The organism is Castellaniella sp. FW104-7C03, from assembly GCF_040276085.1.
Lineage (GTDB): Bacteria > Pseudomonadota > Gammaproteobacteria > Burkholderiales > Burkholderiaceae_B > Castellaniella.
This window is the reverse complement of record NZ_JBELOK010000002.1, coordinates 100,235-114,304: the sequence shown is the minus strand read 5'-3', so window position 1 is coordinate 114,304 and position 14,070 is coordinate 100,235. Positions and strand designations below refer to the sequence as shown.

Sequence of the window (14,070 nt, the reverse complement as noted above, 5' to 3'; positions counted from 1 at the left end):
AGCCTATAGCCAGTTGACGGGGTTCCAGTAGTTTTTGGGCTCGTCCAGGCCTTGCTTGTAATATTTGCTGTCGGGGAAGTTTTTATCCAGTACCCGTTTGGCGTCGTCGGCAAGGTTGGGCAGGTTCAGCTTCTGGTAGCTGAGCATCATCAGATAGAGTGCTTTCTCGACGACCGGGGCGCCTTCAAAATCGGTGACCACGGTTTGCGCCCGGTTGGCGGCGGCCACATAGGCCCCACGCTCGTAGTAGTACTGGGCCACATGCACTTCGTTTTCGGCAATGGTGTTCACCAGCCAGGCGGCCCGCAGGCGTGCGTCCGGTGTGTAGCGGCTATCGGGGTAGCGCTTGATGAGCTCGTTGAACGCTTCGTAGGACTCGCGCAAACCTTTTGGATCGCGCTCGCTTGGATCCTGACGCGTAATATTGGACAAAATCGCGCTGGGAGGTGTGAAGGTGATCATGCCCTTGAGGTACAGCATGTAGTCGGTACCCGGGTGATTGGGGTATTGCTGCATGAAGCGGTCGATGGCCGCCTTGGCCTGATCAGGCTCTTCGTCTTTCCAGTTGACATAGGCCTGGTCAATCAGTGCCTGCTGGGCATACAAGCCAAAGGGATAGCGGGCCTCGAGTGCTTCGAGGTTTTTGCGGGCATCTGACCAGTTGCCCGAGCTCATGTCAGAGCGGGCCTGGCTGTACAGGCGTTCTGCGCTCCAGCCTGCCGTGGGGTCGATCTTGCCCGACGTGGAACTGCACGCTGCCAGCAGCGCCAGGCACAGGCCGGCAAGCGCCAGCCGAGCAACAGAAGACATGGATTTCATTGAAACGAGTGCATGCACGGCCACGGGGCATCCTTGATCAAGGTGTTAGCATTGTCGGCAGATTATATGATTTGTCGCCATGTCTGACACAGAGTTTGCCTCCGACGACGTCGATTCCGACGAACCCGAACACTTTACCCTGCCCTTGCAGGCACTGCCAGATCGTCTGGACAAGGTGCTGGCGGGTCTGCTGCCGCAACATTCACGCAATCGTTTGCAGACATGGATCGAACAAGGCCATGTGCAGGTGGATGGCGTGGTTGGCAAGATTCGCACGCGTGTGGGCCCTGGTGCCCACATACAGGTGTGGCCGCAGCAGGCGCCCGAAGACCTCGCCTTTACTCCCGAGCCCGTCGATTTCCTGGTGGTGGCAGAGTCTGCACAGTGGATTGTGGTCAATAAGCCGGCCGGTCTGGTGACGCATCCTGGCGCCGGCAACTGGCACGGTACCTTGCTAAATGGCCTTTTGTACCGGTATCCGGAGCTCCTTCAGGTGGCTCGGGCCGGTATTGTGCACCGGCTGGACAAAGATACCTCGGGCCTGCTGGTGGTGGCGCGGACAGCCATCGCCCAAACCGCGCTGGTGCGTCAGTTGCAGGCACGCACGGTCAAGCGCGAATACCGCGCGCTGGTGCATGGTGCGGTGCTCCAGTCGGGACGGGTGGACGCGCCCATTGGCCGGGATTCGCGTGTACCCGTGCGCATGAGTGCCGACAGGCCGATCGCGCCCAAGGTTGCGGTTACGCATTATCAGGTGCGGGCCAGCGGGCAGTGCGAACAGCAGCCCGTCACAGAAATCATTTGCCATCTTGAAACCGGGCGCACGCACCAGATTCGTGTCCATCTGTCGTGGCTGAAGCATCCTTTGCTGGGTGATACCTTATACGGTGGCCGTGGCTTGGGCGGCGCCCAGCGCCAGATGCTGCATGCGCAGGCGCTGAGCTTCCAGGATCCGCTGACTGCCCAGTGGCAGGCCTTCACAGCCGAGCTGCCGGCCGATTTCGAATCGGTGCGCGAGCAGATTGATTGGGGGGCGGGTGCATGAGCAAACTGCGGGCATGGGCCCCGGGGGTGCATGGAGTCAGTGGAGCACCGTGGTCAGGGGTGCAGTATTTCTCTACCGCGCGCACGGGCGGTGTCAGTGAAGCGCCCTGGGACAGCCTGAACCTGGGCTTGCATGTGCACGACGATCCGTCTGCAGTGCAGGAAAACCGGGCTCGTCTGCAGGTGGCCTTGCCTGGGTCCGTCCAGTGGCTTAATCAGGTGCATGGCACGGAGGTCTGGTGCGCCTCTGTCCCCAACACTGCAAATCCCCCGGCAGCGGTTCAACTTGTGTCGGCATTGGGTCCTTGCGCCGATGCGGCAATTACCCGTGAGCGTGGTCTTCCATTAGCCATCCTGACGGCTGACTGCCTGCCTGTTGTGCTGGCCGATGCCGATGGCACCGTACTGGGCGTGGCACATGCAGGCTGGCGTGGTCTGGTGGCGGGTGTGCTCGAAAACACCCTGGCGGCAATGCACCGACAGGCGCCCGATGCACATGGCTGGCATGCCTGGTTGGGCCCCGCCATCGGCCCCCGCGCATTCGAGGTGGGCCCCGAAGTCCGTGAGGCGTTTTTGCAAGTGGATCCGCAGCTTGCACAGTGTTTTATGCCGTCCGTGCGGCCCGGCCACTGGTTGGCTGATCTTGCGGGCCTGGCCAGTGCGCGGCTGCAATGCGCGGGCGTCGCACACATCGAAGCCAGCGGCGAATGCACCTATCAGCAGACAGATCGGTATTTTTCGTATCGGCGGCAGAAACAGACGGGGCGCCAGGCCACCATTGCCTGGCTGGTATGATCATTGCATTGGCAGCGATGAGGATGGGCCCAGACGGCTTGATGCTCGCGGATTACCCCGATTGACGGCCTGATCCAGCCTGTCAGAATGATTGAAAGCAACATCAAGAAGCACGGCTTCACTTTGCGGGGGATGTCATGGCAATTACCGATTCATCACAGCAGACCAACCCGCATGCTGCTGTCGATCATCTCGCCGCCATTCAGGCTGATTTCCTGCAATCCTGGCAGTCGCTTCTTCAAACCACGGCCCAGGGCAAGCTTGTGCCGCCCACTGATCGCCGGTTTTCGTCCGATGCCTGGGCCAACGATCCCCAAGCCCTGTTTTCTGCGCATGCCTACCTGATTCTTACGCGCGCCTTGCAGCAACTGGCGGCATCTGCTGATGTTGCAGACTCCGCCCGTGAGCGCCTGCAGTTCTCAATCATGCAATGGGCCGAGGCCGCCGCGCCCTCCAATTTTCTGGCCAGCAATCCCGATGCCCGGCAGGCCTTGTTGCGTACCGGCGGAGACTCCCTTCAGCGGGGGCTGGCCAACCTGCTGCACGATCTTCATCGCCGGCGTATTACGCAAACTGACGAAACCGCGTTTGTGCCTGGCCAGAACCTGGCCATTACACCCGGCTCGGTGGTGTACCAAAATGCCCTGATGCAAATCATTCAGTACCAGCCACAGTGCGCTCAGGTACACCGGCGGCCCTTGCTGATGGTGCCCCCGTGCATCAATAAATACTACATTCTCGATCTCCAGCCGGCCAACTCGCTGGTGCGCCATGCGCTGCAGGCGGGGTTTCAGGTGTACATGGTTTCCTGGCGCAATCCGCGGCCCGACGACACCGACGGCATCGATACCATGACCTGGGACAACTACATCGAAGACGGAGTCCTGAAAGCCATCCAGGTGGTGTGCGACATCAGCCGTCAGCCGCAAATCAACGCCCTGGGTTTTTGCGTAGGAGGCACGCTGCTGTCCACTGCGCTGGCGGTTGCGCGGGCGCGCGGGCAAGATCCGGTGGCGGCACTTACCTTGCTCACCACATTTCTCGATTTTCGGGAAACCGGCATCCTTGATGTGTTTGTCGATGAATGGCATGCGCGTACCCGAGACCAGCAACTGGGCGCAGGCGGGCTCATGTCAGCCCGAGAGCTCTCCACCACTTTTTCATTTCTGCGCCCCTCCGAGCTCGTCTGGAACTACGTCAACGCCAACTACCTGATGGGCGAGTCTCCGCGCGCTTTCGATTTGCTGGCCTGGAACGCCGACGGCACCAACTTGCCAGGCCCGTTCTTTACCTGGTATTTCCGCAATACCTACCTCGAAAACCGGCTCAAGACAGGCCAATTGCCTGTGTGTGGCCAGTTGGTCGATTTTCGTACGCTGGATATGCCAAGCTATTTATATGCCTCGCGTGATGATCACATTGTGCCGTGGGGCTCTGCTTACGCCTCCACGCTGTTGCTGCGTGGGCCGTTGCGCTTTGTCCTCGGAGAATCCGGTCATATTGCCGGCGTCGTCAACCCTCCAGAGCGCGGTCGGCGTGGCTACTGGACGTCCGATGTCGATGTCTTGCCCAGCGCTCCCACCGAGTGGCTTGAGTCCGCCACACATGCCAAAGGCAGCTGGTGGCCCGATTGGCTGCAGTGGCTGGCTGGGCACTCGGGGCCGATGCGGCGTGCGCCGGTTCGGCTTGGCAATCAACGCTATCCAATCCTAGAGCCCGCACCCGGGCACTATGTCACAGTCAGAGCAGACTAAAAAGGAGAATCCCATGAGCGGAAAACTGGCTTACGTCACCGGAGGTATGGGCGGTATCGGCACCTCGATCTGCCAGCGCCTGGCCAAAGAGGGCTTTACCGTCGTTGCAGGTTGTGGCCCCAGCCGTGATTTCGAAAAATGGCTTCATCAACAATCGGCCCTTGGGTACAAATTTAATGCCTCTGTGGGCAATGTCTCCGACTGGGACTCCACCGTCCAGGCCTTTATCAAGATCAAAGAGCAGTTTGGTCCTGTGGATGTGCTGGTCAATAACGCCGGGATTACCCGCGATGGCGTATTTCGCAAGATGACTCAAGACGACTGGCGTGCCGTCATCAACACCAACCTCAACAGCCTGTTCAACGTCACCAAGCAAGTGATCGACGACATGGTGGATCGCCAGTGGGGCCGTATTATCAATATCAGTTCCGTGAATGGCCAAAAGGGGCAATTTGGGCAAACCAACTACTCCACAGCCAAAGCAGGTATTCATGGCTTTACGATGGCATTGGCCCAGGAAGTCGCCAGTAAGGGAGTTACTGTCAATACGGTCTCACCCGGTTATATTGGTACGGATATGGTGCGTGCCATTCGTCCGGATGTCCTCGAGAAAATCGTTGCCACGATTCCTGTCAAACGTTTGGGCACCCCAGAGGAAATCGGATCGATTGTTGCCTGGTTATCGTCTGACGATGCCGGATTTGCAACAGGTGCCGATTTCTCCCTAAACGGCGGCCTGCACATGGGTTAAACAAATGCCACAAAACAAGTCTTCCAAACCTGCCGAGCGATTAATCAAGAAATACCCCAATCGCCGGCTCTACGATACGCAAACCAGTGCGTACATCACCCTGTCTGACATCAAGCAACTGGTGCTCGATCACGCAGTCTTTCGCGTGGTTGACGCCAAAAGCGGGGATGATCTCACCCGCAGCATTTTGCTGCAGATCATCCTCGAAGAAGAGTCGGGCGGGGTGCCGATGTTCTCGGCCACCGCTCTGGCGCAAATCATCCGGTTTTACGGGCACGCAATGCAAGGTGTCATGGGCACGTTCCTCGAGAAAAACATCCAGGTGCTCATGGATATCCAGGATCGCATGACTGATCAGTCACAGGATGTATATCAGCAGCATTTTGGCCCTGAGGCCTGGGCCCAGCTGATGAACCTGCAAACCCCAGCCTTGCAAAACATGATGAACAGCTACCTTGAACAAAGCCGCAATGTGTTTGTTCAGATGCAGGATCAAATGCAGGATCAAACCCGCAACCTGTTCACCGGTTTCCCGTTTCCAGGGCAACCACCCGCAGATTCAAAAAAGAAACCCTAAAGATCCTGTGATGGCACGATAGGCGTTGCCAGGATGGCCAGCGCCTGATTTGCCAGCCAAAAAAATTATTTTGCAAGCCCCTTTCGTGCTTGCATATACTCCGTTTTTTGATGTTAAATAACGAGAATCATTCTCTTTACTATCTTCCTTTTCATCACTACGGAGTCTTTTATATGGTTGGCAAGTTGCTCATCGCGTTGGCAGGTCTGGGTATGGCTACATCGGCAATCGCTGCCGAGTACCCCATTGGCGAACCCAAGGAAATCCATGGTCTTGAAGTGGCCGCAGTGTATCTGCAGCCCGTCGAGATGCAACCTGACAGCATGATGCGTGCCGCCAAAGATTCCGACGTTCACCTTGAGGCCGACATTCATGCGACGGCCGACAACAAAAATGGCTTGCCCGAAGGTGCATGGGCTCCGTATCTCAATATTCAGTACGTACTCCAGAAGCAGGGCAGCGACAAAATCCAGAAGGGCGACCTGATGCCCATGGTGGCCAATGATGGTCCCCATTATGGTGACAACGTCAAGCTTGAGGGCCCCGGGAAATACAAGCTCACTTTTATTATCGGCTCACCCGAAACTGCGCCCAGCAATCATTTTGGCCGCCATGTCGATAAAGAAACCGGTGTGGCGCCGTGGTTTAAAACCTTCGAAGTGAAGTACGACTTTGTCTTTGCCGGAACGGGCAAGAAGGGTGGGTACTGAGATGCGTAGCCGTTGGATGGCGATAGGTCTGGCACTGCTGGTGGCCTGCCTGGCACCGTTGTCTGCTGCACGGGCCGAGGTGCCAGCCTATACCCTGACATTCAAGTCTGATGGTACATTTCAGCCCTCAAAGCTGGAAGTTCCCGCTGGGCGTTTCAAAATCATTTTGGTCAATGAAAGCACCCAGGCCGTCGAGTTTGAAAGTCTGCCCCTGCGCAAAGAGAAAGTGCTTGGGCCGGGGGTCACCTCGTTTGTGGTTTTAAACCTTTCCCGGCCAGGCGAATATCCGTTTTTTGATGACTTTCATCCGCAGGTGAAAGGCACCCTGATCGTTCTTCCCAAACCTTGAATCCCCCGTCAGGATCAGTCTCATGGAACAAGTAGCCTTCATCGTCTGGCGCGAAAGCGTCGAAGCTCTGCTGGTGATTGGTATTTTGTATGCCTGGCTGAAGGCCTCACCCGAAGGGCGTCGCGGCTTGCCCTGGCTGTGGGGCGGGGTGGGGGCAGGTTTGCTGCTTGCCATGGCGCTGGCACTGGTCCTGCTGGGGCTGGCATCCTGGTTGTCGGATATCGGCCAGGAGTGGTTCCAGACGTTGATGGCTCTGGTGGCTTGTGGGTTGGTTGTGCAAATGGTGGTCTGGATGCGCCGCTATGGTCGTGGCCTCAAACGGGCGCTTGAGTCCGGTGCCTCAGAGCAGCTGGATCAAAACCACTGGTGGGGCCTGCTGGTACTGGTGATGATTGCCGTTGCACGCGAGGGCAGTGAAACCGTGGTGTTTTTATATGGCACCATTTTGTCATCGCAACAGGCCGGGCAAGTGGTATCAATGGCACTGGCGGGGTTGGCGGGGTTTCTCGTTGCGTTATTCACCTTCTGGCTCCTGCAGCTGGGTGGGCGCATCATCACTTGGCGACGGTTTTTCAAGATCACCGAGATTCTGTTGTTGCTGCTGGCCGGTGCTTTGCTGGTGTCTGCCACCGATCGCCTGATTTCCCTTGGCGTGCTACCCACCTTGATCGATCCTGTCTGGGATAGCAGCGCCTGGCTGACAACCGATAGTGTGCTTGGCAAGGTGTTGGCCGACTTCGCCGGTTATCGGGCATATCCGGCGCTGTCTCAGGTACTTGTCCTGGGTGTGTACTGGGTGGGTGTATTGGCATTGTTGCGTCGCTCGACGCCTGCGCCAACACGGCGTGCCAGCCACGCATCAGTCGCGGCGTCATCCTGATGTTTTACGCGGGGCAGGTGTTGGTCTGGCGCCGGGGGCGCGCAGTGCGCCGTGAACTGCAGCGCACGGGAGTGACATGCTAGAGGCTGCTTCCGGGGGGTACGGCTGGCGCACGCGCGTGGCCAGGGTAGGTGATTTTCTGCGTGATCACCAACGGGCCATCCGCATCATGCAGTGGATCATTGTGGGTGTTTATCTGGCCTTGCTGATTGTGCCGGCTGTATTGCCGTTGCCTGATCGCACTGCCTCTGTCTTCAACAATCTGACTATCGTTGCCCAGTTTGCCTTTTGGGGCGTCTGGTGGCCGTTTGTGCTGATTTCCATCCCCTTGCTGGGGCGCGCCTGGTGTGGGCTGTTTTGTCCCGAAGGTACACTCACCGAGTGGGCCAGCCGGCATGGGCGGGGTGGTGCCATCCCCCGTTGGATGCGCTGGGGCGGGTGGCCCTTTGTGGCCTTCAGCCTCACCACCATTTATGGTCAGCTGGTCAGCGTTTATCAATACCCTTGGGCGGTGGCGGCCATCCTGGGGGGATCAACCATTGCGGCGATGATTGTGGGCTATCTGTACGGGCGCAACAAACGCGTCTGGTGCAAATACCTGTGCCCGGTCAATGGTGTCTTCAATGCATTGGCAAAACTGGCGCCCTGGTATTACCGGGTGGACGCCGAGGCCTGGCGTGCCCCTGTGCGGCGTACCGAAACCATCAACTGTGCACCGCTTTTGCCTCTGCGCCATATGCAGGGTGCGGCCGAGTGTCACATGTGCGGGCGCTGCAGCGATTATCGGGGTGCAATCACGCTGTCACCCCGGTCACCTGAAGTCGAAATCGTCCATATCGCTGAAGGCAGCGGCTGGCAAACCATGCTGATTGTATTTGGCATGATGGGCTTGGCCGTGGGTGCTTTCTTATGGAGCGCCAGCCCCTGGTTTGTCACGCTCAAGCAGGGCGCGGCCACCTGGCTGGTCAACCGGGACATCTATTGGCCGCTCGTGGATAACGCGCCCTGGTTTCTGCTCACTCACTACCCTGAGGTCAACGACAGTTTCAGCTGGCTCGATGGAGCTGTCATTTTGGTGTTTATCTTTGGTGCAGCGCTGGTGGTGGGGGGCGCCATTTTTGCGGGCCTGATGATGGCAAGCCGCTGCTTGCCTGTCTGTCAGCGGCCCGGTGTGCGCAATGCCGTGGGCCAACTGATGCGTAGCCGCCTGGAGGGCGTGCATAAGCTGGCACAAGGGCTGATCCCCTTGGCTGGCATCGGCGTGTTTCTGGGCCTGTCAGCCACCACACTGACCTTGCTGCAGCACGAGGGCGTACCCACCTGGTGGGCCAATCCCTTGCGGTTTACCTTGCTGGGCCTGGCGTTGGCCTGGAGCCTGCGACTTGTCTGGCGTATGGCCGGATTGCGTACCCGGCAGTTGGGGCGTCGCCTGGGCGTAGTGGCTTCCGTAGCCGCAGGCCTGCTGCCTTTTCTATGGTCCTGGTGGCTGTTTTTTGTACTCTGGTAAACGTTTTTATTGACGCCACGCCACCTTAGAAGTCAAGATAACCTTTGTCTTGGCTGCGTTTTTTCAGGGCTGCCAAACTGAAACGTTTGGAAATAAAAAATTTGCTGCACCATCGTGTCTGCAAAGCCTTATCCCATCTTGCTTTTCATGTTTTTGGCTCCTTTTGCGTGTCTTTGAGACAATTTTTGAAGCACAACATCTGGTGTGTTTCGTGTAGGATATACACAAGATTTGGTGTCGCGTAGGCGTGCCTGACATCAACTTTCTTTATCCACCATACAAAAGAAGACTACTCCCATGATCAAGACCGTTATCAAGCGTGATGGACGCAAAGAGCCATTCATTCCGTCAAAATTAAACGGCTGGGGTGAATGGGGTGCTACCTCGCTGGGTGACCGCGTCGACTGGTCATCCGTGGTGCTCGAAACAGTCACCAACATGCCCGAGGAGTGCTCATCCGAGTTCCTCCAGATACAACTGATTCGCCACTGCCTCGACGCCGATACCTGGTCGTATAACCGCATGGCAGGCCGGCTATATGCAGCGCTTGCACAAAAAGAGCTCAAAGACGTCTGTGACGGTGCTTTCCCCACGGTACTCACGCTGCACCGGCGCCTGCAAAAACTTGGCTACATGGAGCTCCTCGACTACTCCGAAGAAGAATACTTCCAGGTCGAGGGCATGATCGATCACACACGTGATTTCGAATACGCCCACTATCAGATCCATACGCATCGCTCCAAGTACGCCATCTCCGATCGCGTCAAGGGCATACACTACGAAACTCCGCAGTTTGTTTATATGCGCATGGCCATGGCGCTGGCAGTCAATCAGCCCCGCGAGCGTCGTATGCGTGACGTGGCCAAGTTTTACGAGCATCTCTCCAAAAACCGCATCAACGCCCCCACGCCCAATCACATCAATCTGGGTACGCCGCTGCGTGGGTACGCCAGTTGCTGCCTGTATGCGTCGGGCGACTCCGCCCGCTCGATTGCTGTCGGCAATCACATTGCCAACACCATGACATACATGAGTGCGGGTATTGGTTCCTACCTGCAAACGCGCTCTGTCAATGATCCCGTCCGGGGGGGCGTCATCCGTCACCAGGGCAAGCTGCCTTATCTGCGTGCGGTAGTGGCCGAGATCAAGGCCAATCTGCAAAATGGCCGTGGTGGTGCCTGCACCAGTTATTTCTCTATCTTCGACCCTGAAGTCGATACCTTGCTGCGCCTGAAAAACCCCATGTCCACCGAAGATCGCAAGATCCGCGGGATGGATTATTCGTGGGGTGGCAACCGGTTCTTTGCCCGCAAGGTGGCGCGCAACGAAGACGTCTTCCTGTTTAACTGTCATACGGCGCCCGATCTTTACGATGCGCTCTACAGCGATGACGAGGCCCGTTTCGAGGCCCTCTACACCAAATACGAGCAAGACCCCACCTTCAAGAAGCAAACCGTCAATGCACGCGAGCTCCTGATCACCGCAATCAACGAATGGAACGAGACCGGACGCATCTACGAACACAACATCTATGAGATGAACCGCCACACGCCGTTCAAGAACACCATTTACAGCTCTAATCTGTGTTCCGAGATTGCACTGCCCACGGCACCGTACAACCACATTACCGAGCTCTATCAAACCACGGATATCTCCTTTGTCGAGTTTGCCGATGCCGACGGCCATATGCACACTTTGCAGCCTGGCACCGGTGCGGTAGATACTCAGCGCGGTTCGGTGTACCTCGAAGACCTCGTGGCGGGCGATGTGCTGTCAGATGGCCGCGTCATTGCGCGCATCGAGCGCCGTTCGTCTCCCGAGGTTGCCACCTGCAACCTGGCGGGTATCGTCGTCTCCAACATCGAGTCCGATGAGCAATACGAAGAAGTCGCCTATTACGCCTTGTTGATGATCGACAAATGCATTCACCTGGCCGACTACGAGCTCCCGCACGTGGGGGTAACCTCCAAGGCGCGTCTGAATGCGGGTGTGGGCATGCTGGGTGTGGCGCACCTGATGGCCAAAAACCACAAGCGCTACACCGAGCCCGAGGGCAAGCAGTTCATTCACTGGATTGCCGAGCGACATTATTATCATTTGGTACGGGCCAGCCTGCAGCTGGGCCGCGAACTAGGCAATGCGCCCTGGATGCACAAAACCAAATGGCCGGACGGCTGGCTGCCCACCGACACCTACAATCGCAACATCGACAAGATTGCCGATTTCAAAAATCACTACAACTGGGAAGCCCTGCGTGCTGAAATCATCGCCAACGGAGGGATCCGCAACTCGGTGGTGGCAGCGCACATGCCCACAGAAACCTCGGCCAACTCGTCTGGCACCACCAACGGTGTGTATCCGATCCGCGAACTTACCATGATCAAGACGGATAACCAGCGGGTGAATTACTGGGCTGCCCCCGAAGGCGATGCCCTGAGCCAATGGTACGAATCCGCCTGGGATGTCCCCACCGAGGATATGACCGATATCTACGCGATTATCCAGAAGTGGACAGACCAGGGTATTTCCGCCGACTTCTACCGCAAGGTCATTGGCGATGCCAGCATCGAGTCCACCGAGATGATCCAAAACTACCTCTACCGGGTCAAGATGGGTCTGAAATCCAAGTACTACATGAACCAGAAAACCTCTGCGGGCATGAAAAAAGTAGCGGATTTCCCGGCGGCGCAAGGTTTCGTCAAACTGGCTGTATCCGGCATCAGCCTGCCACAGGCACAAGCAGTTGCCCATGGCGAGCCCGATCCTGATGATCCTGTTTGCGAGGGCGGCTGCACCCTGTAATCCACATACTGTTGCGCTGGCGCGGCACCCTTGGTGGTGCAGCCAGCGTGTGCCTCATCATCTTCTGGAAACCACATCATGTCTGATAGCGTCTTCAACTACAACAAGCAGGATTACGCCAAACCTTTGCTGTTCCTGGGCGAGAAGCAGGGGCTGTTTGACACCATCAATCGTCACTACCCAGAGATCTGGTCCTTGTACAAAACCCAGAAATCGCTCGATTGGGACGAAAACGAGTTTGACTACTCCTCCTGCAACGCCGACTTCAAAAACTGCCCGCGCGCCACATACGACATGATGGTCAAGACGCTGGCGTGGCAATGGGAAGCCGACAGCGTGGCCTCGCGCGCCATTGCACCGGTGCTGGCGCCGTTTATTACCTCATCCGAGCTCTGGGCGGCCTGGCAGCGCATCTCCGACAACGAAGTAGTTCATGCGGCTACCTATTCCGAGATTGTTCGCAACTCCTTTGATGACCCCTCAGCCATCATCGACGAGATCCTCAGTGTCGAGCAGGCGCATACCCGGTTGTCACGGGTCGTCAAGGCCTTTGGTGAAGGCTACGCGGCCTCACACAAATATGCGTTAGGCGAACTTCCCAACGATCAGGATACCTACAATACGGTGTTCATGATGGTAGTGGCGCTGTTCTGCATGGAACGCATCCAGTTCATGGCTTCATTTGCTGTCACGTTTGCCATCTGCGATACCGGCATGTTTCAGCCCATCGGCAAGGCAATCCAGAAAATCGCCCAGGATGAGCTTGAGATCCACGCCGAGCTCGACCGTGCAGTGCTGCAGCACGAGCTGCGTACCGAACGTGGTCGTAAGGCCTTTGAGCAATGCCATTTTGAAATCGAGGCCTTGATCACCGAAGTCGTAGACAGCGAGCTCGACTGGATTCAATACCTGTTCTCTGAAGGGCGCGAGCTTGTCGGCATGAACGAAGATCGTCTGGCAGCCTGGACACTCTATTGCGCCAAAGATGTTTACAACACTGTGGGTATCCAGACTGACCGCTACGAGTTTCCGCAGTCCAACCCGCTCAAGTACATGGAGAAATGGCTGAATATCAGCAAAACCCAGGCTTCTCCGCAAGAGCAGGATATTGCGGCTTATAAGGTTGGTGTGATGCGCCGTACCGACGAGGGCGTGGTATTTGACGACGAATTCTAATTTTGCCGGCTAACGCCTGATTGGCCTGTGGGGCTGGTCAGGTGCCGTCGTGGCGTTGCTGGTTGCGCAAGGCAAATTCACGGGGCGTCTGCCCCGTGTGTTCTTTAAATGCAGCAATAAAAGATGACAGGCTCTCGTAGCCGCACGCCAAAGCCACATCGGTGATGCGCTCGCCGCGTTCAAGGCGGGGCAGGGCATGCACCAGGCGGGCGCGCTGGCGCCATAATCTGAATCCCAGGCCTGTCTGTTGCAAAAACAGACGGGTCAGGGTTTTTTCTGAGAGCCCCAGCTGCCGGCTATATTGCGCCAGGGTAGGCGCCTCGTCTGGCTGGTGGTGCAGTTGCTTGCACAGGGTCAGCAAGCGTGGGTCGGATGGCCACGGAAGTACAAGACCCGCATCAGGACTGATGACCAGCTGGTCTATCAGCACCTGAGCCAGGCGTCCATCAGGCCCTGTCAGATCGTACTCTACCGGGATCGTGCTGAAGCGGCGGATCAGTTCTTGCAGCAGAGGGTCGATAGCCAGGACACGGCAAGCGGCCCAATTCAGTCCCAATGCGGCGCCGTCCAGATACAGGCTGCGGATTTCAGCCGGAGATGATTCGTAGACCTGATGCTGTACGCCTGCAGGAATCCACACGGCCCGCTGTGGGAGTGCGATGAATCGGGCGTAGGGTGTCCAGACCTGCAGGTGGCCCTGCAGGGCGTAGGTCAGCTGGCCCCAGGGATGTTGGTGCGGGCCGGGAATAATCATGTTGGGCTGGCTATCCACATGGCCAAACACGGGGCGAGGCAGCGATTTGATCAGATTATCCGCGGGCAAGATAGGGATTTGTCTGTTCATCGATATTTTATGGCGCTTTGTCGCCAGACATAATTTTTCAGCCAGTTTACTCTCTTGTTCGA

The 14,070-nt window shown here is 57.3% G+C and carries 13 protein-coding genes; 11 read left to right on the top strand and 2 right to left on the bottom strand.

The genetic code is table 11. From position 1 onward, the window contains the following. Window positions 1–3: 3 nt before the first annotated feature. Window positions 4–819: an outer membrane protein assembly factor BamD gene (locus tag ABS758_RS02495; RefSeq protein ID WP_417251508.1), complete on the bottom strand. Its 816-nt coding sequence runs from the start codon at window positions 817–819 to the stop codon at window positions 4–6. 79 nt (window positions 820–898) lie between these two features. Here ABS758_RS02495 and ABS758_RS02490 point away from each other — a divergent pair, with 79 nt between their 5' ends. The 11 genes from ABS758_RS02490 to ABS758_RS02440 all read left to right on the top strand — a co-directional run bounded on the left by ABS758_RS02490 (window position 899) and on the right by ABS758_RS02440 (window position 13,164). Beyond that, entirely contained in the window at window positions 899–1,864 is a 966-nt protein-coding gene (locus tag ABS758_RS02490; RefSeq protein ID WP_350380706.1) for an RluA family pseudouridine synthase, read from the top strand. After that, window positions 1,861–2,658, top strand: a complete 798-nt coding sequence (gene pgeF / locus ABS758_RS02485; RefSeq protein ID WP_350380707.1) for a peptidoglycan editing factor PgeF — start codon at window positions 1,861–1,863, stop codon at window positions 2,656–2,658. The genes ABS758_RS02490 and pgeF overlap by 4 nt, the downstream gene beginning before the upstream one ends. Window positions 2,659–2,795: 137 nt before the next feature. Further along, the gene (locus tag ABS758_RS02480; RefSeq protein WP_350380709.1) at window positions 2,796–4,412 is read left to right on the top strand and encodes a PHA/PHB synthase family protein; all 1,617 of its coding nucleotides are present in this window, start codon (window positions 2,796–2,798) and stop codon (window positions 4,410–4,412) included. A 13-nt stretch (window positions 4,413–4,425) separates the two neighbouring features. Next, the gene (gene phbB, locus ABS758_RS02475) at window positions 4,426–5,163 is read left to right on the top strand and encodes an acetoacetyl-CoA reductase (RefSeq protein ID WP_350380710.1); all 738 of its coding nucleotides are present in this window, start codon (window positions 4,426–4,428) and stop codon (window positions 5,161–5,163) included. A 4-nt stretch (window positions 5,164–5,167) separates the two neighbouring features. Further along, entirely contained in the window at window positions 5,168–5,740 is a 573-nt protein-coding gene (phaR, locus tag ABS758_RS02470; protein WP_350380712.1) for a polyhydroxyalkanoate synthesis repressor PhaR, read from the top strand. A gap of 173 nt (window positions 5,741–5,913) precedes the next feature. Then, entirely contained in the window at window positions 5,914–6,450 is a 537-nt protein-coding gene (locus ABS758_RS02465; protein ID WP_350380714.1) for an iron transporter, read from the top strand. A 1-nt stretch (window position 6,451) separates the two neighbouring features. Further along, a complete protein-coding gene (locus ABS758_RS02460) occupies window positions 6,452–6,799 on the top strand; it encodes a cupredoxin domain-containing protein (RefSeq protein ID WP_350380716.1) in 348 nt (115 codons plus the stop codon). A 22-nt stretch (window positions 6,800–6,821) separates the two neighbouring features. Next, window positions 6,822–7,679, top strand: a complete 858-nt coding sequence (locus ABS758_RS02455) for an FTR1 family iron permease (RefSeq protein ID WP_350380718.1) — start codon at window positions 6,822–6,824, stop codon at window positions 7,677–7,679. 76 nt (window positions 7,680–7,755) lie between these two features. After that, window positions 7,756–9,186: a 4Fe-4S binding protein gene (locus ABS758_RS02450; protein ID WP_350380719.1), complete on the top strand. Its 1,431-nt coding sequence runs from the start codon at window positions 7,756–7,758 to the stop codon at window positions 9,184–9,186. A gap of 297 nt (window positions 9,187–9,483) precedes the next feature. After that, window positions 9,484–11,988: a ribonucleoside-diphosphate reductase subunit alpha gene (locus ABS758_RS02445; protein ID WP_350380721.1), complete on the top strand. Its 2,505-nt coding sequence runs from the start codon at window positions 9,484–9,486 to the stop codon at window positions 11,986–11,988. Window positions 11,989–12,066: 78 nt separating this feature from the next. Then, on the top strand, window positions 12,067–13,164 hold the full coding sequence (locus ABS758_RS02440; protein ID WP_350380722.1) for a ribonucleotide-diphosphate reductase subunit beta: 1,098 nt from the start codon (window positions 12,067–12,069) through the stop codon (window positions 13,162–13,164). A gap of 37 nt (window positions 13,165–13,201) precedes the next feature. Here ABS758_RS02440 and ABS758_RS02435 read toward each other — a convergent pair whose 3' ends face one another. Then, window positions 13,202–14,008 (bottom strand): AraC family transcriptional regulator, encoded by an 807-nt coding sequence (locus ABS758_RS02435; protein ID WP_350380724.1) that lies wholly within the window; start codon window positions 14,006–14,008, stop codon window positions 13,202–13,204. Window positions 14,009–14,070 lie beyond the last annotated feature (62 nt).